General features: G+C 60.2%; 20 protein-coding genes. 5 read left to right on the forward strand and 15 right to left on the reverse strand.

Annotated elements, in window-relative coordinates; genetic code table 11:
• The first annotated feature begins 116 nt into the window (after positions 1-116).
• The gene (locus tag ACIPOO_RS00965; protein WP_400603769.1) at positions 117-893 is read left to right on the forward strand and encodes a 1-acylglycerol-3-phosphate O-acyltransferase; all 777 of its coding nucleotides are present in this window, start codon (positions 117-119) and stop codon (positions 891-893) included.
• Positions 894-968: 75 nt separating this feature from the next.
• Positions 969-1940 carry a magnesium and cobalt transport protein CorA gene (locus ACIPOO_RS00970; RefSeq protein WP_274136362.1) on the forward strand — a complete coding sequence of 324 codons (972 nt, stop codon included), beginning with the start codon at positions 969-971 and terminating at the stop codon, positions 1938-1940.
• Between the two features lie 133 nt (positions 1941-2073).
• Here the strand turns inward: ACIPOO_RS00970 and ACIPOO_RS00975 are convergent, their stop codons facing one another.
• The 3 genes from ACIPOO_RS00975 to ACIPOO_RS00985 all read right to left on the reverse strand — a co-directional run bounded on the left by ACIPOO_RS00975 (position 2074) and on the right by ACIPOO_RS00985 (position 6310).
• Positions 2074-2796, reverse strand: a complete 723-nt coding sequence (locus ACIPOO_RS00975; RefSeq protein ID WP_400603771.1) for an amidotransferase — start codon at positions 2794-2796, stop codon at positions 2074-2076.
• Positions 2797-2899: 103 nt separating this feature from the next.
• A complete protein-coding gene (locus ACIPOO_RS00980) occupies positions 2900-5041 on the reverse strand; it encodes a 3-hydroxyacyl-CoA dehydrogenase NAD-binding domain-containing protein (RefSeq protein WP_400603774.1) in 2142 nt (713 codons plus the stop codon).
• Between the two features lie 63 nt (positions 5042-5104).
• A complete protein-coding gene (locus ACIPOO_RS00985; RefSeq protein WP_400603776.1) occupies positions 5105-6310 on the reverse strand; it encodes an acetyl-CoA C-acetyltransferase in 1206 nt (401 codons plus the stop codon).
• A 620-nt stretch (positions 6311-6930) separates the two neighbouring features.
• On the opposite strand from ACIPOO_RS00985, the gene ACIPOO_RS00990 reads away from it, so the two are divergent.
• Entirely contained in the window at positions 6931-7698 is a 768-nt protein-coding gene (locus tag ACIPOO_RS00990; RefSeq protein WP_400605146.1) for a c-type cytochrome, read from the forward strand.
• A 112-nt stretch (positions 7699-7810) separates the two neighbouring features.
• Here ACIPOO_RS00990 and ACIPOO_RS00995 read toward each other — a convergent pair whose 3' ends face one another.
• From ACIPOO_RS00995 to ACIPOO_RS01050, 12 genes are all read right to left on the reverse strand, one after another.
• Positions 7811-8638, reverse strand: coding sequence for a transglutaminase N-terminal domain-containing protein (locus ACIPOO_RS00995; protein WP_400603778.1), 828 nt, complete (start codon positions 8636-8638; stop codon positions 7811-7813).
• The gene (locus ACIPOO_RS01000) at positions 8635-9594 is read right to left on the reverse strand and encodes an alpha-E domain-containing protein (protein WP_274136852.1); all 960 of its coding nucleotides are present in this window, start codon (positions 9592-9594) and stop codon (positions 8635-8637) included. The genes ACIPOO_RS00995 and ACIPOO_RS01000 overlap by 4 nt, the downstream gene beginning before the upstream one ends.
• Positions 9595-9606: 12 nt before the next feature.
• Complete coding sequence (locus ACIPOO_RS01005) at positions 9607-11016, reverse strand: circularly permuted type 2 ATP-grasp protein (protein ID WP_274136851.1); 1410 nt, start codon at positions 11014-11016, stop codon at positions 9607-9609.
• A gap of 140 nt (positions 11017-11156) precedes the next feature.
• The gene (locus ACIPOO_RS01010; protein WP_274136849.1) at positions 11157-11459 is read right to left on the reverse strand and encodes a hypothetical protein; all 303 of its coding nucleotides are present in this window, start codon (positions 11457-11459) and stop codon (positions 11157-11159) included.
• A gap of 74 nt (positions 11460-11533) precedes the next feature.
• Entirely contained in the window at positions 11534-11872 is a 339-nt protein-coding gene (locus ACIPOO_RS01015; protein WP_274136847.1) for a ribonuclease E inhibitor RraB, read from the reverse strand.
• A gap of 253 nt (positions 11873-12125) precedes the next feature.
• Positions 12126-12362: a hypothetical protein gene (locus ACIPOO_RS01020; RefSeq protein ID WP_400603782.1), complete on the reverse strand. Its 237-nt coding sequence runs from the start codon at positions 12360-12362 to the stop codon at positions 12126-12128.
• 996 nt (positions 12363-13358) lie between these two features.
• Entirely contained in the window at positions 13359-15428 is a 2070-nt protein-coding gene (locus ACIPOO_RS01025; protein ID WP_400603785.1) for an LTA synthase family protein, read from the reverse strand.
• 258 nt (positions 15429-15686) lie between these two features.
• Positions 15687-16895, reverse strand: a complete 1209-nt coding sequence (locus ACIPOO_RS01030; protein ID WP_400603787.1) for a type II toxin-antitoxin system HipA family toxin — start codon at positions 16893-16895, stop codon at positions 15687-15689.
• A complete protein-coding gene (locus tag ACIPOO_RS01035) occupies positions 16892-17143 on the reverse strand; it encodes a helix-turn-helix domain-containing protein (RefSeq protein WP_274132503.1) in 252 nt (83 codons plus the stop codon). Before ACIPOO_RS01035 ends, ACIPOO_RS01030 begins: the two co-directional genes overlap by 4 nt.
• Positions 17144-17343: 200 nt before the next feature.
• The gene (locus ACIPOO_RS01040; protein ID WP_166594949.1) at positions 17344-17535 is read right to left on the reverse strand and encodes a PLDc N-terminal domain-containing protein; all 192 of its coding nucleotides are present in this window, start codon (positions 17533-17535) and stop codon (positions 17344-17346) included.
• Positions 17536-17633: 98 nt separating this feature from the next.
• Positions 17634-18158, reverse strand: coding sequence for a hypothetical protein (locus tag ACIPOO_RS01045; protein ID WP_400603790.1), 525 nt, complete (start codon positions 18156-18158; stop codon positions 17634-17636).
• Between the two features lie 107 nt (positions 18159-18265).
• A complete protein-coding gene (locus ACIPOO_RS01050) occupies positions 18266-18802 on the reverse strand; it encodes an ankyrin repeat domain-containing protein (RefSeq protein WP_400603792.1) in 537 nt (178 codons plus the stop codon).
• Positions 18803-18951: 149 nt separating this feature from the next.
• Here ACIPOO_RS01050 and ACIPOO_RS01055 point away from each other — a divergent pair, with 149 nt between their 5' ends.
• Both ACIPOO_RS01055 and ACIPOO_RS01060 read left to right on the forward strand, forming a co-directional pair.
• Positions 18952-19185, forward strand: a complete 234-nt coding sequence (locus tag ACIPOO_RS01055; RefSeq protein WP_400603794.1) for a hypothetical protein — start codon at positions 18952-18954, stop codon at positions 19183-19185.
• Between the two features lie 62 nt (positions 19186-19247).
• A complete protein-coding gene (locus ACIPOO_RS01060) occupies positions 19248-19526 on the forward strand; it encodes a DUF3509 domain-containing protein (protein ID WP_274132507.1) in 279 nt (92 codons plus the stop codon).
• Positions 19527-19605 lie beyond the last annotated feature (79 nt).

Here is a 19605-nt window from a genome sequence, read left to right on the forward strand (position 1 = left end):
TGGAGTGTTTGAAACATCTGCTTAACCTCTCCCCCGCCACCCGTCTGCATGGCAATTGCCCCTTCAAGTGCACATCCGTACACTGCGCCACCTTTTTTGTTTCCAGAGTGGTCTGCATGCTGTTTGTCCTGCGTATGTTGCTGATGGCGGTGCATTTTGTCGTGGTTGGCGCATTGGGGTTGATCTTGGGCCTGTGCCGCCCGTTCAATCCGGACAACAGCCGTTTGTGCGCGCGCTTCTATGCATTGCCCGCCATGTGGATTCTGCGCTTGCGCCTCAAGGCCGAAATGGGTGCGAATTTCGACAAGAGCCGCCCCTGTGTGATCGTCGCCAACCACCAGTCCAACTACGACCTGTTCATCCTGGGCAACATCGTGCCGCCACGCACCGTGTGCATCGGCAAGAAAAGCCTGAAATGGGTGCCCTTCTTCGGCCAGTTGTTCTGGCTGGCCGGCAATGTGCTGATCGACCGTGGCAATCCGCTGCGTGCGCGTCTTTCCATCCGCAAGACCACCGAAACCCTGCAACGCAAGGACACCTCGATCTGGGTGTTCCCCGAGGGTACGCGCAACCTGGGCAAGGGTCTGCTGCCCTTCAAGCGTGGTGCGTTCCAGATGGCGGTCGATGCCGGTGTGCCGATCATTCCGGTGTGCGTCAGCACCTATGTGCGCGACATGCGCCTGGATGCCTGGGACAGCGGCCAGGTGATGATTCGCGCCTTGCCGGCGATCTCCACCACCCGCCTGACCGATGCCGATATCCATGACCTGATCGCCCAGTGCCACAGTCAGATGAAGGCGTGCATCGAGCAGATGGACGGACAATTGCAGACACGCTCACAGCCTTCCCAAACCGCAGCTGAACAAGTTGCACAAAACACCCGAACTCACTGATTTTCACCGACTCTGAATCAGGAAGGCGCGCTAAGCTGCGTGTCAGTCCCTCCTGATAAGAAGAAGTGAATCACCATGGGCCGAGTTGTCGCTGCCGCGGTTTACAGTGAAGGTAAGAAGGTCACCAACATCACCCTCGACGAGGGCGCGGCCTGGGCTGCAAAGCCTGGGCATTTCGTCTGGATCGGCCTTGAGCAGCCCAATGCCCAGGAATTGGCCACGCTCCAGAAGCAGTTCAACCTGCACGAACTGGCCATCGAAGATGCGCTGGAAGTTCACAGCCGCCCCAAGCTCGAGACCTTTGGCGATGCACTGTTCATCGTCACCTACGCACCGATCCGCGAAGACGGCAAGCTGATCTTCATCGAGACGCACATTTTCGCGGGCAAGGGTTACATCATCACTTCGCGCAACGGCCACTCCAAGTCCTACGGGCTGGTGCGCCAACGCTGCGAGGCCCGCCCTCTGCTGCTGCATCACGGCGAAGACTTCGTGCTCTATGCGCTGCTGGATTTCGTCACCGAAAACTACCAGCCGGTGACCGAGGCCATTCATTGCGAACTCGAAGAGCTTGAACACAGCGTGCTGAGCACCGAGCTGAACGAGGCCGATATTCATCGCATTCACAGCCTGCGTCGGGATCTGCTGCGGCTGCGCCGGTACGTGGCGCCGATGGTGGAGATCGGCGAAGAATTGCAGAAACTCAGTTTCCCGTTCATCGACAAGAACATGCGCCCGTATTTCAGGGACGTGGAGATTCACGTGAAGCGCCAGATGGAAGACCTGGCCAACCTGCGGGACATCGCCAGCCAGACCATCGAGATCGGGCTGTTGCTGGAGTCATCGCGGCAGAGCCTGACCCAGCGCAAGTTCGCGGCCTGGGCGGCGATCCTGGCGTTTCCCACGGCGATTGCCGGGATCTACGGGATGAACTTCCAGAACATGCCCGAGCTGAGCTGGCATTACGGCTACTTCATCGCGCTGGGGGTGATTCTGGGGGGCTGCACCCTGCTGTTCGCCAGCTTCAAGCGGTCGGGCTGGTTGTAAACGATCCCCGTTTGTAGGAGCGCGCTTGCCCGCGACGGCGTATTGTCAGGTTCATATGTGGCACAGGACGAATGCCGTCGCGGGCAAGCGCGCTCCTACAGGTTGGGCGCGCGCCGCGAGGAATCGAGGGGTGTCAGGCCGTTTGGGGCTTGTTCGCCACGAAACGCATCATCCATTCAGCCACGGTAGCGCCGTGGTGGTCTTCTTCAAGGCTGGCGATGCCTTTGCTGTACACCTGCTCGCCCAGCGCTTCCTGACGGATGTCGAGCAGCGTGCGCGAGTAGTCGTGGATGAATTCCGGGTGGCCCTGGAAGCACAGCACCTGATCGTTGATGTGGTAGGCGGCGAACTGGCAGAAGTCGCTTGAAGCAATGACCGTCGCGCCTTCAGGCAGCGCGGTGACCTGGTCCTGATGGCTGATTAGCAGCGTCAGCTTGTCCATCGCCGGGGTCATCCATGGCTTGGCCGGGGCCAGGTCGTAATGGTGAATGCCCACGCCCCAACCCTGGGTCGCCCGCTCGGTCTTGCCGCCCAGCAGCAAGGCCAGCAACTGGTGGCCGAAGCATACGCCCAGCAATTTGTCGCCACGCTTGTAGCGTTCAAGCAGATAGGTCTTGAGGGTCTGGATCCAGGGGTCGGTACCAAAAGAGTCAGCCTTGGAACCGGTAATCAGGTACGCATCGAACTGCTCGGAATCCGGCGGGTAGCTGCCCTGCATCACGTTGTAGACAACGAATTCGGCGGCGATGGGCTGGCGGGAAAACAGTGACTGGAACATCCGCCCGTAACCTTGATATTGATCCACCAGTTCCGGGCGAAGAACGTCAGTCTCAAGAATGCAGATGCGTAACGACATAAAAATACCTGAAGCGACAAGGCGAAAATGCACACAGCCAAGCCTGCCTTGAAGCCGGGGTCAAGGCAAGGGGCGTGTGTGCCGGCACGTCGTCGCCCGGGATTTAAAACAACTTGTTGTTCAGCGCCTTGTCCAGCAGCAACGCCGGCGGCTCGAAGCGTTCGCCATAATGCTCGGCCAGGTACTGCGCGCGGGCGATGAAGTCCTTGAGCCCGTACTGATTGATGAATTGCAGCGCCCCGCCCGTCCAGGCCGGAAAGCCGATCCCGAACATCGAGCCGATGTTGGCGTCGATGGTCGAACGCAGTACACCGTCCTCGATGCAGCGCACGGTCTCGATGGCCTGGATGAACAACAACCGGTCGCGGATATCCTGCCCGGCAATCTGCGCCCCAGGCTTCTCGAAGCGCGACTTGAGTTGCGGCCACAGGCGTTTCGGCTTGCCTTCGGGATAGTCATAGAACCCGCCGCCGGCCGCCTTGCCCGCGCGCTGGTACTCGTTGAGCAGCAGATCGATCATCGCGTTGGCCGGGTGCTCGACCATCGTCACGCCTTCAGCCGCCAGGTCCTTGCGCGCCTGTTGGCGAATGTGGCTCATCAGGCTCAGCGACACCTCGTCGGACACCGCCAGCGGCCCCACCGGCATCCCGGCTTTGCGCGCTTCTGTCTCGATCATCACCGCCGAAATGCCCTCTCCGAGCATCGCAATGCCTTCGTTGGTAAAGGTGGCGAACACCCTGGAGGTGAAAAAGCCGCGAGCGTCATTGACCACGATGGGCGTCTTGCCGATCTGCTGCACGAAGTCGAACGCCCGGGCCAGGGTCATGTCGTTGGTGCGTGGGCCCTTGATGATTTCCACCAGGCGCATCTTGTCCACGGGGCTGAAAAAGTGCAGGCCAATGAAGCGCTCCTGCCGGGTCACCGCGCTTGCCAGGCCGGCAATGGGCAGCGTCGAGGTGTTGGAGGCGATCACCGCGTAGGGCACCACCACTTGCTCGGCGGCGGCGCTGACCTGGGCCTTGAGTTCGCGGTCTTCGAACACCGCTTCGATGATCAGGTCGCAGCCTTCCAGATCGCTGTCGCGGCCGGTGGTCTTGATCCGCGCCAGAATCGCATCACGCTGTTCGACCGTCAGCCGCCCTTTTTCGATCTGTTTGTCCAGCACCTTGACGGTGTAGTCCTTGCCCTTCTGCGCGGTGGCCAGGTTGATGTCCTTGAGCACCACATCGACCCCTGCCCTGGCAGTGACGCAGGCGATCCCCGCGCCCATCATGCCGGCGCCGAGAATCCCGACCTTGCGCATGTGATACACCGGCGGCGCCTTGGGCCGCGACTCTCCGGCGTTCAGCTCGTTGAGGGCGAACCAGGTGCCGATCATGTTTTTGGGGATCTGCCCGGTGGTCAGCTCAGTGAAATAGCGCGCCTCTATCTGCTCGGCGGCGTGGAAGTCCACCTGCGCGCCCTCGACGGCGGCGGCGAGAATCTTCTCCGGCGCCGGATAACAGCCCTGGGTCTTGCTGCGCAGGATCGACGGCGCAATCGCCAGCATCTGCGCGACCTTGGGGTGAGACGGCGTACCACCGGGGATCTGAAAACCCGGCGCATCCCAAGGCTTGACCGGCGCCGGGTTGGCGAAAATCCAGGCGCGGGCCTTGAGCAGCAGGTCATCGCCATCGCTGGCCAGTTGATCGATCAGGCCGACCTTGAGGGCCTGCTGCGCGCTGAGCAAACGCCCTTCCATGAGCAACGGCAGCGCCTTTTCCAGCCCCAGCATGCGAACCAGCCGCACCATGCCGCCGCCACCGGGCAGCAAGCCCAGAGTGACTTCCGGCAAGCCCAGGCGCACCTGCCTGTCATCCAGCGCAATACGCCCGTGGCACGCCAGGCACAGCTCCCAGCCTCCGCCGAGCGCCGCGCCATTGATCGCGGCTACCACCGGTTTGCCCAGGGTTTCCAGAGCCCGAAGCTGCGCCTTGAGGTCCAGTGTCATCTGGTAAAACCATTGGGCACGGGCCTTGTCCACCTGAATCAATTCGTTGAGGTCGCCGCCGGCCATGAAGGTGGTTTTCGCCGAACGCAGGATCACGCCGAGGATGCTGTCGCGCTCGGCCTGCAGCCGGGCGACGGTCTGCGCCATGGCCTGGCGCCAGGTCTGGTTCATGGTGTTGGCCTGCTGGCCAGGCATGTCCAGCGTCAGCGTGACGATCTGATCGGGCCCGATTTCGTACTGGATGGCATCAGTCATGCGGTCGTTCTTCCTGAAACTGTTGTTATATAGGCATCAATAATCACCCCGTGGACCGGGCAATCAAACTCGCTCGATGATGGTCGCAATCCCCATGCCGCCGCCGACGCACAAGGTCGCCAGGCCATAGCGCAACTGCCGCGCTTCGAGTTCATCGAGCAAGGTGCCCAGAATGATGCAGCCGGTGGCGCCCAGCGGATGGCCCAGGGCGATCGAGCCGCCATTGACGTTGACCTTGTGCGGATCGACGACCATGTCCTTGATGAACTTGAGCACCACCGAGGCGAAGGCCTCGTTGACTTCGAACAGGTCGATGTCGTCAATGCTCAGCCCCGACCGGGCCAGGGCCTTGCGCGTGGCGGGCGCGGGGCCGGTGAGCATGATGGTCGGATCGGTGCTGGTTACCGCCACCGAGACAATCCTGGCGCGGGGCTTGAGCCCCAGTTCCCGGCCCTTCTCCTCGGAGCCCAGCAGCATCAGCGCCGCGCCATCGACGATGCCCGAACTGTTGCCGGGTGTGTGCACATGCTCGATGCGCTCGACGTGGCTGTAGACCCGCAAGGCCGTGGCGTCGTAGCCCATCTGGCCGATGGCCTGGAAACTGGGCTTGAGTGCGCCCAGCCCTTCAAGGCTCGAATCGGCACGGATGAATTCGTCGTGGTCGAGCAGCAGCACGCCGTTCTGATCGCGAACCGGTACCAGCGAGCGTCTGAACGCGCCTGCCTGGCGGGCACGGGCCGCTTTTTGCTGGGATTGCAGGGCGAAGTTGTCGACGTCCTGGCGGCTGAAGCCTTCCAGCGTGGCGATCAGGTCCGCGCCGATGCCCTGCGGGGTGAAGTGGGTGTGCAGGTTGGTGTGCGGGTCGAGCACCCAGGCGCCGCCGTCGCTGCCCATCGGCACCCGCGACATGGACTCCACGCCGCCAACCACCACCATGTCCTCGAAGCCCGAGCGAATTTTCATCGCCCCCAGGTTCACCGCTTCAAGCCCCGAGGCGCAGAACCGGTTGACCTGCACTCCGGCCACGTCGATGGCCCAGTCGGCCACCAGTGCGGCAGTCTTGGCAATGTCAGCGCCCTGGTCGCCCACCGGCGTCACGCAGCCCAGTACGATGTCGTCAACCTGACGGGTGTCCAGACGATTGCGCGATTGCAACTCGGTCAGAAGCCCTGCCACCAGATCCACCGGCTTGACGCTGTACAGCGATCCGTCGGCCTTGCCCTTGCCTCGTGGCGTGCGCAACGCATCGTAAATAAACGCCTCAGTCATTGTGTCCCTCGCTGCCCTGCTGGATTTTTTTTCTGTCGACACGATAACCGTCACACAGATGTGTTCAATGATCGAAGTGCTCAGTTCACTTGACTGTGGTGAAGGTTAGCTCGTTGTAGGAAGTTTCGGACTCGGACGAACGGTAGTGAGCTATCGGACAGCCCCTGATCTGGCCCAAGGCGTCTAGCAAGGGAGTGTCGGATACTGGCCAAAGGCTTTATCACCATTCTTCCTAACCAAATCGAATTATTCATATCAAACCGATCTAAGCCGCGTCGCACGCGGGCTCTAAGGTTAAGTCTGTAGCAGAGGCGCAATAACAAAGTTTCATTCCAGCGCCCCGTCACCGGCTACTTGTCGGGACACCTGCTCTTTGGATTTCACCTTTGCCAGCTGCCGCTTCTTCTTTATGAGGGCGGGAAGCTTTTGTCGCTCAGGAATAACAAAAAGAAGGCATACGCCATGTTCAAGCATTCGAAAGTACGTCAAGCGGGACTGATTGTTTTCGCCACCACACTCTTGTTGATCTTGCCAAACCTCACTAGATTATTCGGCTGAGATCTAACGGAGTAACTCACATCTTGCGCCCATTGCTGTCGCTGGCCGGCTTACTGCTGGCGATGCCGCTTCATGCTGCCCAACTGACTGTCGAGCTGGCCGATGGCACGCACACCTGGGACACCGCCCAGTTGCTCAGCCATCCCCAGGCCGGGGATATCGACATACCCGGGGACGTCTCCTACAAACGTGACATGCATTACCGCGCAGTGCCGGTTTCCGTGTTGCTGGAAGGCGTGTCCAGCGATGCGCATCTGCAGGCCGTGGCCACCGATGGCTTCGCCGCCGAGATGCCTGCCGCGCCACTGCTGCAAAAGACCGGCTCCCAGGCCTGGCTCGCCGTGGAGGATCCTGCGCATCCGTGGCCGGGCCTGAGCAAGGATAAACCCGGAGCCGGGCCTTTCTACCTGGTCTGGACCGACCCGGCTGCCAGCAGAATCAGCCCCGAACAATGGCCTTACGCCGTTGGAAAGATTCGCCTACTGGCCTCCGTGGCCGAGCGTTTTCCGGCGCTGCTGCCCGACCCCAAGCTGTCGGCTGACGATCCGGTGAACAAGGGCTTTGCGCTGTTTCAGAAAAATTGCTTCGCCTGTCATCGCCTCAATGGCGCGGGGGACTCACAACTGGGGCCGGACCTGAATATCCCGCACAGCCCCACTGAATACTTTGCCGGCGATTATCTGAAGCTGTACATCCGCGACCCACAGAATCTGCGCCAGTGGCCACAGGCGAAGATGCCGGCGATTTCGAAGGATGTGCTGTCCGACGAAGAATTGGGGCAGGTGGTGAGTTATCTGAAGCATATGGCGGGAAGAAGAGCCGCGCCTTGATCCCTGTGGGAGCGCGCTTGCCCGCGATGGCGGTGTGTCAGACAACTAATCGTCACATGACACACCTCGGTCGCGGGCAAGCGCGCTCCTACGGGGAGATACTCACCCTACATCACGACTGGCGTTGCACCTGCATCTGCACCACAGGCATTGCCACCGGCGCCGACGGCGACACCGCCACCTTCGCGTGCATCTGCTCGCAACCGCCACCGCGACGCATCCCACGTACCGGGCAGGCATCCAGGTAATCCAGGCCCACCGCCAGCTTCAAGTGACGCTCAGGGACAGCCAGCTGATTGGTCACATCGAAGCTGTACCAGGCGTCATCGAGCCACGCTTCGGCCCATGCATGACCGGACAGATGCTCGCTGCCGTCGCTGTACAGATATCCCGACACATAACGCGCCGGCACGCCCAGGCTGCGGGCGCACGCCAGGAACGCATGGGTGTGGTCCTGGCAAACCCCTGCCCCGTTGGCAAAGGCCTGCGCTGCGCTGGTGTCCACGGCCGTGGCGCCGGGGGTATAGACGATGTGCTGGTTCAGCGCCTGCATCAGATCGATCAGCGCAGTACGATCGGTGCGCTTTTTGGTTTCTCTGGCGGCGAACTCGCGAATCGCCTCGTCCGCTTCAGTCAGGCGGGTGAAACGCAGAAACGGCAGCGACGACTGGCTTTCATGTTCGGCCTCGCGCGTCTCGTCGATCTCCACCTGCCCTCGTGCGCCGATGACAATGGCCTCATGGGGCTCGTCCAGCGTCAGTACGTGCAGGATATTGCCGAACGGATCGACCTGCGCCCGCACCGGGCGCGGCAATGCCAACTGCCAGCTCAGCACCTGCTGGCGCTCGCTGTCGTGTGGGGTCAGACGCAAATACTGGATGCTGGCGCGGACCTGATCGTCGTAGTGATAGGTGGTCTCGTGACTAATGGACAGTCTCATGCTGCCTCCAGATAGGAAGTGTAAATAACGTCACCCAGTTGGGCCAAAAGCGGAATGAATTCGTTCAACCATTCGTGCAGGCCTTCGTCCAGAATCTCGTCGATCCCGGTGTAGCGCAGACGTGCGTCCAGTTCGGCGGCCAGGCGCTGGGCCGGGCGGCCATTGGCACCGGGCAGGCTGGCCAGGATCATGTCCAGTTCTTCAAGGCAGGCACGCAACGAACGCGGAATGTCGGCACGCAACAGCAACAGTTCGGCGACCTGCCGCGCACCCGGCGCATCGCGGTACACCTCGGTGTACGCCTCGAACGAGGACAGGGCCCGCAGCAAGGCGCTCCACTGGTAATAACCGGCGGCCGAACTGTCGGCGGCAGCATCGGCGGACGGGCCGCGCAATTCGAGCATCTCGTAACGGGCATCGAGCATGCGCAGGGTGTTATCGGCGCGCTCGATGAAGGTCCCCAGGCGAATGAACCGAAACGCATCGTTACGCATGATGGTGCCGTAGGTCGCACCACGAAACAGATGCGAACGCTCCTTGACCCACTCGCAGAACCGGCTCATGCCATAGCGGCTCAACCCCTGTTCGGCGATCCCGCGAATTTCCAGGTAGGTCGAGTTGATGTTTTCCCACATGTCCGCAGTAATGCGCCCACGCACGGCATGGGCACTGGCTCGCGCCGCCGCCAGGCAACTGAAAATGCTTGCCGGGTTGGTCGAATCCAGGGCGAAGAAATGCAGCATGTGCTCGGCGTGCAATTCGCCGTGGCGTTCCAGATAGGCGTCCAGCGTGCCGGTGATCAGTAGCGGCATGGCGATTTCGTTGAGGCCGTCGCCGCGTCCATCCTGGGGCATCAACGACAGCGAATAGCTGACATCGAGCATGCGCGCCAGGTTTTCCGCGCGCTCCAGGTAACGCGACATCCAATATAAATCCGAGGCAGTTCTACTTAGCATTGGCAGATTTCCTTAATCCTCGACCACCCAGGTGTCCTTGGTGCCGCCACCCTGGGACGAGTTGACCACCAGCGAACCTTCACGCAGCGCCACGCGCGTCAGCCCGCCCGGCACGACGCGGGTTTCGCGGCCAGACAGCACGAACGGACGCAAATCGATGTGACGCGGGGCGATGCCGTTTTCGACGAAGGTCGGGCAGGTCGACAACGACAGGGTCGGCTGGGCGATGTACGCGTGGGGCTTGGCCTTGAGGCGTGCGCGGAAAGCCTCGATCTCGGCCGCCGTGGCAGCCGGCCCCACCAACATGCCATAACCGCCAGAGCCTTGAGTTTCCTTGACCACCAGATCACCCAGGTTGGCCAGCACGTGGGACAGCTCCTCAGGCTTGCGGCACTGCCAGGTCGGCACATTCTTCAGGATCGGCTCTTCGTCGAGGTAGAAGCGGATCATGTCCGTCACGAACGGATACACCGATTTGTCGTCGGCCACGCCCGTGCCGATGGCATTGGCCAGCACCACGTTGCCGGAACGGTAGGCCGACAACAGGCCCGGCACGCCGAGCATCGATTCTGGGTTGAAGGCCAGCGGATCGAGAAACGCGTCGTCCAGCCGGCGGTAGATCACGTCCACCGGCTTGTGGCCGTCGGTGGTGCGCATGAACACCCGGTCGTCGCGCACGAACAGGTCCGCGCCCTCCACCAGTTCGACACCCATTTCCCGCGCCAGGAAAGCATGCTCGAAGAACGCACTGTTAAAGCGCCCAGGCGTCAGCACCACCACACTGGGATTGTCCAGCGGGCTTGAGCTTTTCAGGGTGTCGAGCAACAGGTTGGGGTAGTGATCAATAGGCGCAATCCGTTGCGCGGCGAACAGTTCGGGGAACAAACGCATCATCATTTTGCGGTCTTCGAGCATGTAGCTCACGCCGCTTGGGGTGCGCAGGTTGTCTTCCAGCACGTAATAGGTGCCGTCGCCATCGCGAACCAGATCGACCCCGGAAATATGCGAATACAGGTCGCGATGCAGATTCAGCCCCTGCATCGCCAGCTGGTATTGCTCGTTGGCGAGCACCTGTTCGGCCGGGATGATCCCTGCCTTGATGATGCGCTGGTCGTGGTAGAGGTCGGCGAGGAACATGTTCAGCGCCTTGACGCGCTGGATACAGCCCTTCTCGACCACGCGCCATTCGCTGGCCGGAATGCTGCGCGGAATCGTGTCGAACGGAATCAGGCGCTCGGTGCCCTGCTCGTCTCCGTACAGCGTGAACGTGATCCCGGCGCGATGGAACAAAAGATCGGCCTCACGCCGACGCTGAGCCAGCAGCTCAGGTGGCGCTTCGCCCAGCCAGCGGGCGAATTCCCGATAATGCGCACGGACAGCGCCGTTCGCATCGTACATCTCGTCATAAAAGGTGCGGATCATGCCGTACTCCTTGTCACCATGGACCCATGGGCCTTCGCAAGGCCCGTGCCAGCGGCATAAACGCTTAATTTTCAACAGGTTGAATAAAACTGCGGAAAGCCCTGCACCATTCCTGTGCAACAAGCGGGCTACCCATTTCTTCAACGCTTCATGGCGAAGCGTTCTGTCACTGGAAAATCTATTACCAGCATAGCCAGAGATGATTTCCCGGCCGGTGTTTGTTTGCTGATAATTGCCCCATCAACGCAGAAAAACGTCACTTCGGACTGCAAGAGCGACGTTTTCGTGTTACCGGATTTTTCAACGTAATTCCCTTTATGCCGCTCCCATTCGAGCGGCTTTTTTTTGCCCTGTTTTTGGCTGATGGCGTCTCGGCGAGTTCCGTGATTTTTGCGTGGGTTGTCATCAAGTAGCAGCACGGCTGCTGGCGGGCGGTATGTCATTCATGGCTGGGTTGCCAGAGACAACGCCCCCGCCGGCAAGCCGTGCCGCTACAGGGGCGTGTGCCATGTCAGAGTCAATGAAGCCGCTTGATCTCCTGCTTCACGCCCCAGCCTTCGACCTCGCCATCGAGGCCCATGATCGCGCTTTGAAAGTCCTGTTCGAAGTCTCCTATGGCGTCGTAGGTGGCGTACATCAATTTACTCAGTTGCAGGTGCCACGCACCGTCCTCACGGGCGTTGATTTGAGTATTGAGGGACTCGCCGCGGAATTTTCTCGCAGCCTGACGCGCGCGTTTCTCATCCGGAAACACGGCGTAGAACTCGATGGGGTGGATGCGGGCGAAGTCGAAACCGCCTTCTTTCATGCGGCGCAGCACGTGGGTGCTGATGTCTTCCTGGTAGGTCGTGCTCATGAAACGTCCTCCTATGCAACGATAGATAGAGTTTCAACGATCCCTGAACGCCCCCTGCAACAGAGGCGTTGAGCGGCGGGTCATCCACCGCCCGGGATTCAAGCATGTCGCTGCAAGGCCGGTGTTGCTGTTACAAATCTGGCACCCATGCGCGATGTGACTCGGGTGGATGCCTCACCGGCCTCGTTTGCAGATTACGCCCATTGTCCGGGCGTTGCCAATTGGCAGTTTGCGGTGTGTCGCTCAGTAAGTTTCAAGACGCCTCGACGATGGAGATGATCTGTACGGCGTTCTGTTCCTTGAGTGTCTTGACGGTGGGCTCCTGTGTTCGCCCCTCCAGGTCATTGAGGTCCAGGTCATTGGTGACCGGGAACAGGCGTGGGCGCAGTCGCCTTGCGGCCTCTTCCTCACTGGGACGCAGCTCGGATTCAAGATCGAGGGTCTGCTGCACACCTTCTTTATCCAGAAACGAAACAGTCCAGACTTTCATCAATGTCTCCTCAGTCAGGCCACACGTTGGCCTACCGAAATCGGACTGTGATTTTTTGGGATTTGTTCAAGGTATTTTGCGATGGGGGCTGAGAGGATTTGCGCCGTCAAGATTGCCCACGCCGGCAAGCCGGACTGCTACGGGACGGTGGTGTGCTTTGGACTTTGATCTTGATCTTGATCTTCATGCGCGGTGGTACAGGCGACACAGGGCGCGACGTAAAGGCGCCAGGCCGAGCGCAGGCGTCGTGGAGGGGGATGAGCGGCAGGAAGCCGCGAAAGCTGTGCGGGCCATGGATGGCCCATCACAGCGTGCCCCCGGAACGGCGCCGGAGTCGAGGGAAGTCCGAAGGACCCCAGCCAGGAGCAAATGGTTTGCCTACTTTCCCGAAAGAAAGTAGGTCGCCCGTAAGGGGCGAAACCCATAAGCCCAACCGCCGCGACAATGGATATGTCCCGAATGCGAGCGTCACGGCGGTTTAGAATTCGATGAGCATATCCGTTGACGAGGGTGACGCTGATTCACCTTTCCGCCCTTACGGCGGGTCACTTTTTCCAAGAGCTGAAAAAGTAACCAAAAAAGCCCTGCGACAGGCTGGGCCGCGACTTCGTCTCGGTTCCCTCCCTCCGGCGCCGTTCCGGGGGCACGCCGTGATGGGCCGTCCCTGGCCCGCACGGCTTTCGCGGCTTCCCTGCCGCTCATCCCCCTCCACGACACCTCCGTTCGGCCTGGCGCCTTAACGTCGCGTTCGGCGGCGCCTGTGCCATCGCGTAAGAAGATCAAGATCACGATCACGATCAAGATCAAGATCAAGATCAAGATCAAGAGCTTGGGTGTACGCCCTCCCGTAGCAGTCCGGCTTGCCGGCGTCGGCGATCTTGAAATCGCTCCCGCCGGCAAGCCGTGCTGCTACGGGGTGTCGGGTCGATTGGAATGCTGACGAGCGCCCAATAAAAAAGAGGCCCGAAGGCCCCTTTTCTGATCAACGACTCGCCATCACGGCTTGGCGTCTTTCACGCCAGCGGTGTTGTCCAGCAGGCTCTTGGTCGCGGTTTGCAGGAAGCTGTCGAGCTTCTTGCGCAGCTCGGCGACGTCAGGTGCGTCCGGCACGAGTTCAGCATGAGGCTTGGTGCCCAGCTCGTAGCTGTAGACCTTCGGCTCCATTTCCTTGGGCTCGATCAGGATGCGGTTGCCAGTGACGATCGCCACCGTCTGCTCGCTACCCGACGGCTTGATCACGCCAAAGCCCAGGTCGCCCGCCGGCAGGTTCAGCAGATCGCGGCCCCAGCACTGGTGCACGGTGTCGCCACCCAGACGGCCCATGATGGTCGGCACGATGTCGATCTGCGTGCCGACGATGCTGCTGCGCTTGCCGAACTTGTCCTGCAGGCCCGGTGCGATCATCAGCATAGGCACGTTGAAACGGCCCAGGTCCATTTCAGTGATCTGCTCGTTGTTCCCGAAACCATGGTCACCGACTACAACGAACAAGGTGTCTTTGTAGTAAGGCTCTTTCTTGGCTTTCTCGAAGAACTGCCCAAGGGCCCAGTCGGAATAACGCATGGCCGTCAGGTGCTCATCCAGCGTGCCGTGGCCGGTGACGCGCTCCACCGGCAGGTTCGCTGGCAGGGCGTACGGGGTGTGGTTCGACAGGGTTTGCAACAAGGCGTAGAACGGCTTGCCCTTGGCCTCGCGGGCTTTCAGCTCTTCGGCGCCACGGTCGAACATGTCCTGGTCGGACACGCCCCAGGTCGGGTCGGAGAACACCGGATTGACGAAGTCGTTGCGGCCAATGAAGTTGGTCATGCCCTGGTTGCTGAAGAACCCGGACTGGTTGTCCCAGGCGAAGTCCCCGTTGTAGACGTACACGTCGTCGTACTTGCGCGCGCTCAGCAGTTGCGGCAGGCCGGACAACTTGTGGCTGCCTTCAGGCGTCTGCATGAGGTATTCGAAGCCCGGCAGGTTCGGGAAGCACGCCATGGTGGCGAACATGCCCTGGTGGGTGTGGGTGCCGTTGGAGAAGAAGTGGTCGAACAGCAGGCCTTCCTCGGACAGCTTGTCGAAGTACGGGGTGATATTCGATTCGTCGCCCAGCGCGCCCACCGAGTGACCGGCGAAGCTTTCCATCAGGATCACCACGACGTTCTTGATCGGCAGCGTGTTGCTGGCAGGCGGTGTGAACTCGCGGCGCACGGCGGCGGTGCCTGGATCGACCAGTTTCTCGTTGGCGGTCAGCAGCATGTCGCGCACGGTTTGCTGCGCCTCAGCAACTGGCAGGGTGGCTTTCCAGATGTTGTCGCGATCTTCGGACATCCGGCTCTTGGCGGCGGCGATCAGTGTCAGCGTACCGTTCAGGCCCAGGGTGTTGGCGAAGTTCGATTCGGTGGTGTACGCATCACCCCAACGCAGCGGCGGGCCTTGACGCAAGGTGCCGCGCGCAGCGATTACCGCCACCACCAGGCACAGCACGAACACGCCGACGCGGGTGTACCACGGCGCAACGATGCGGTTGCTGGAACTGCCGATGTTGAAGCCGCCACGCGGCCGGGTCAGGCGGTCGATGCCCTTGAACACCAGGCTCAGCAGCCAGGTCAGCAGCGCCCACGCCAACAGGTAGCGCACCACCGGGTAGCCGTACCAGATCATGCTCAGAACGGTTTTCGGATCTTCCTTGACGTACTGGAACACCAGGCCGTTCAGGCGCTGGTGGAACTCACGGTAGAAGTCCATCTCCATGAGGCCGAAGAACGTGGTGAGGCTCGCCACCAGCGTCAGCCAGAAACGGAAGAAACCTCGCGCAGCCATCAACCGTGCGCTGAACAGCGCCAGCAGCAGCGGGATGAGGATGTAGACCACCAGGCGCAGGTCGAAACGCAGCCCGTTGCCGAAAGCCTCGATGAACGTCGAGGCCGGCGTGGCGCCGATCCCTTCACGGTTGTAGACCAGCAGCGCCACGCGCAGCAGGGTGTACAGGACCATCAGCGCCAGGCCACTCAACAGCGTGTAAGCCAGGTGCGATTTGACGGTAGGTTGCGGCGCGCGCGCCGGGGCGTCCGTTTTGGCCATGTGTCTTGGGATCCGTTGGATTCAGGTTTAGGTTCAGAAAGCCTACGCGTCCGCAGCTGCAATGCAGGTCCGGTCGCGGGGGGCAAATACTACGTGAACGCCTGCGCTTTATCACCGATGCGCTGCATTCTTCATCAACGCCCGGCCGATTTCTCCCGCCGGTGGGACTGGGCACAGGCAAGGCGCTGCGGATTTTCACGAAGAAGCAGTGAAAATTCCGTTGTTTGGACAGTGTTCTAATATTTTCTTACAAACAACTCATTCGAAAGAGTCATCGAAGAGTTTCAACGCATATCCGATTGCCGCAAAGACCTTGGGGGCATGCTCAGCCAGTGCAGAATTGTGTTCCAGTGACTCCTCCACTGCCGTAATCAGCCGTCTGATGCGTGGCCGGGGTTTGGAGATATTGCACGTGGATGCCAGGTCAAGGATCCCCAACCGCGAGGCGTAAAGACTTTTTGACCCCGCCAGACGCAACGCCAGGCTGTCTTCTTCGATATAGGCCGTCGTGTTGACGATATCGTACGCGGGCGCCAGATGGGCATCTGCGCCCAAGGGGTCGCGATACAGCAGTCCGAAGTTCTTGAGATGGGCGTCGCCATTGCCGACCATGCAGCTCAAGGCGACGATGTCGAAGAGCTGCTCCCGGGATGACGCCACATGTTCCGGGGCACAGAACAGGCCAATCGCCCGGGATATGTTTTCGTAGCTCGAATCGTACTTCTGCTCTGTTCCCAGCCCCATCAATACCGCCATGTCCTCGAATCCGATGGGGCGCTGGTCGCGTTCGCGGTCAAAACGGCGCATGACAAACAGTTGGCGGTTGTCCGAAAGGTAGAACTCCGGCACCGGCATGCCCGCTCTGCGTGCAGCGTCCATGCAGACAAATTCGTTGATGGCCAATCCCGGAAAATCCGCCCTGCCCGACTTCACTATCAGTTCCGGCATCAGCATGGTCGCTTTCGGATCCGGCCCCTCATCCTGCTCTGGCACCAGGACCTTCGGCTGGACGCCGGAAATCCCGGTGCGCAGGATGTAGCTGTCCACCAACTCGGCAAAAAGATCGTGAGCGCCATCCCAACTGAGGATCTGCCCCAGGCTTCGGCCCTTGGCCTGACGGCCCTCGCCCAGGAGTTGATCTATCGCTGGCGACTGAACGGCTAGCCGCCCCACCGGCGAGCCACTGCCCGTCAATGCCATGAGCAACATGGGGTTGATCGGCGTGGTCTTGGCCAGTCGGTTGCGCAGTTGCTCGAGGACATAGCCTTCGGGCAGGTTCATCTGGAAGACCGGATGCAGCGTTCGCGACGTGAAAGCAGCATCACGCACAGCCATCGTCAGGCTGATCTGCGAGCCGGGCCTGGCGTCCAGTCCATACCGGAACAGGTAGTCGCCGGAGTCGGCCAGAGACAGTTCGCCGCTCTCCCCCTCCGGCGTATGGATGCGCACGCGATCCAGTGGCTTCATCGAAACACCTCACGCAGTTCCTCGAACGACGGGCGCCGGGCGGGCACTGTCTTGATTTCCGCATCCAGAGCGGCGAGCGCCTTGGCGTAGGCACTCATGGATACGGTGGGACTGCCCTTCTCGATCTCTGCCAGTTTCTGGCGAGTCAGCCCCGACTGTGCGGCCAACTGAACCAGGGTGAGGCCTCGAGCTCTGCGCATATCCGCGATCTGACGTCCCAGACGCTCAACGATCAGCAAGGCATCCATTTGTTATGCCTGTATAACAATTAAAGGTCAGTGGAATGTATACGTAACAGGAACCCATCACAAGTCTATGTTATGCGGATATGACATTTTTACATTTAAGTTACGCAAACGTAACATTACGTGTAGGAAAACCCCATGAAAACGCCCGATTGCTGGCAAGCCAATCGGGCATCGGTGTTCCAGGGAAAATTGGCAGCAGGCTAGATCCGCACGTTGCCTCGAGGACCGGCGATGGCCCAGATGATGAGGCCCAGTACCGGCAGGAGCGCGATGAGCAGCACCCAGAGGATTTTCATGCCGGTTTCGGCGCCGCTCTTCAATACGTTGATGATGGCCCAGATGTCGAGAGCCAGAATGATCAGGCCAATCAGACCATTAAAGGTGGAACCCATGGTGTCGCTCCTTATTGAGGGCTTGCCCCTATTAGGAGTAGTGGCACTTGGCGACGGTTCCGTTCGTCGGCGGATATTTCAACACACACCCGCCGGTTTCACGCCTGGGCCTTGAGTGCCTCAAGGGTCGGCTCTATCAGGATGCCCAGCTCGACGCCCAGCTCCATGACCCGCGCCTGGTCATTGCCGTAGACCAGTACGGTCTGCAGTTCGTCGTCCAGAGGTTCGCTGATGTTCATCACCACATAGCCGCCCGCTTCCTTGTTCATGCTGCCCATCTGGATCTGGATGCGGTTCATGGCGGTCAGCGGCTCGGTCTTCGCCAACTGTTTGGGCTTGATGTTGAACGCGACGCCCGGGCCGAATGAGGCCGTGATTTCAGCGAACAGGTCCATGAAGTTGTCAGCCTGGAACATCACGGTTTCCGGCAGGCTGCCGATCACGATCCATTCACCCAGCGGGATTGGGTAGGTGTCGTCGTAGTTGATGTCGGGATTGGCGGCCAGAAAGGCGTCGGGATCGGCGTAAGCCTGAGCGGCTTCGTCGGCAATCTTTTCGATTTCCTCGTCGCTCATGCAGCCGGAGCTGATCTTGCTGATGAATTCGATGAGTGAGGCTTTCATGGCGGGGCAATTCCGAGCTGAAAAAACAGGCGCGAAGGATAGCCGCAAATCCCCCGCACCTCTATCAAATTGACCCGCGCATCTGTTGCAAATTGAACCGCTGCAGATCAGCGCCCCAGGCGAGTCAGTTGCTCGGCAGTCTCGGTGGCGCCCATGGTCTGGGCAGCCATCAGTGGCGTGACGCCCTTGGCGTCAGTGATGTGGGGGTTGGCGCCTTTGGAAATGAGGTAGTCGACGATGGCCGTGCGGTTGAACATGGCTGCCATCATCAGCGCCGTACGCCCGTCGGCGGATGCACCTTCTACATCCGCACCGCCCTCCACCAGGAGCTGCACCACCGCAAGATCGCCCTTGAAAGCCGCACCGGCAATGGGGCTTTGGCCGTTGTCATTGCGGATTTCCGGGTCGGCGTGGTGTTTGAGCAACACTTTGACGGCATCCTGATGGCCGTGATAGCTGGCGAGCATCAACAACGTATCGCCCTTGTGGTTGCGCAGATTGGGGGTCAATCCGTTCTCCAGAAGGCGGTCGAGCATCACAGCGTCGCCTGCCCGGGCGCGGTCAAATACCTGCTCGGCAAATTCCAGCGCCTCGTCATCGGTCATGCGGGTGGCGGAACCTGGGGCATTGGGGGTATCGGACATTGCTCTACTCCTGTAGCGCTGCTTGCATGCGCGTCTGTTCGGTCGATTCGTCTCGCAGGTTCAGAAATGCACTGCCTGCGCTGATGTCGACAACGATGACAGCTCAAGAGTTGTCTCGCCATGAACCTTTCGCATAGTGCCCATAGAAAATGCCGTTTATCGACCCGGTTGAAAAATTGCTGAAACCACACGAAATATTTCCGGGACGTCGTGGTCATAATTTTCAACAGCGCTCCATCTCCCCTCCTCGCCCACGTATACAGTCAGCCTTTTGCGGCAAAATGCAGGATGCGCAGATGGCCATTCATGCAAAATGCACGAAACCCGGTCCTGATCAAAATTTTAACTCATTGATTTATAAAGGTTTTTTTATTTATCAATAATGGCACAGTCACTGCACTAGTACTCCCAAGCTTGTTATCACTGAGCAATGGAGCCGCTAGATATGACTTTCATCCAAGAGAAATTCGCTTCTGTCTTTTCCGATTTTGAAGTCACCACCCAACCGCGTCCGGATGGTGGCGTGCTGCTTTCACTTCGTAACGGTGAGGGCAAACAGATTCGCCGTTCAGTGTCTTACGCCCAACTGCACACACCGGTTCAGCTGGAATGGGTCATCAGCGCGATTCGTCGCGACCTGGCCGCTCAGGCGAGTGAACTGCCGGCCATCTCGATGCTGCAAAGCCAGCACCGTTTCGACCTGCCGACCTATCACACTCGCTGAGTCGGGCCTGCCGCACTGCCGAAGCATCCCTTTTGAAACACCGCGATCGCTACCTGAGCCATCGCGGTTTTTTTTGCGT

This window comes from Pseudomonas sp. NPDC090201, assembly GCF_044746825.1.
Classification (GTDB): domain Bacteria; phylum Pseudomonadota; class Gammaproteobacteria; order Pseudomonadales; family Pseudomonadaceae; genus Aquipseudomonas; species Aquipseudomonas putida_AD.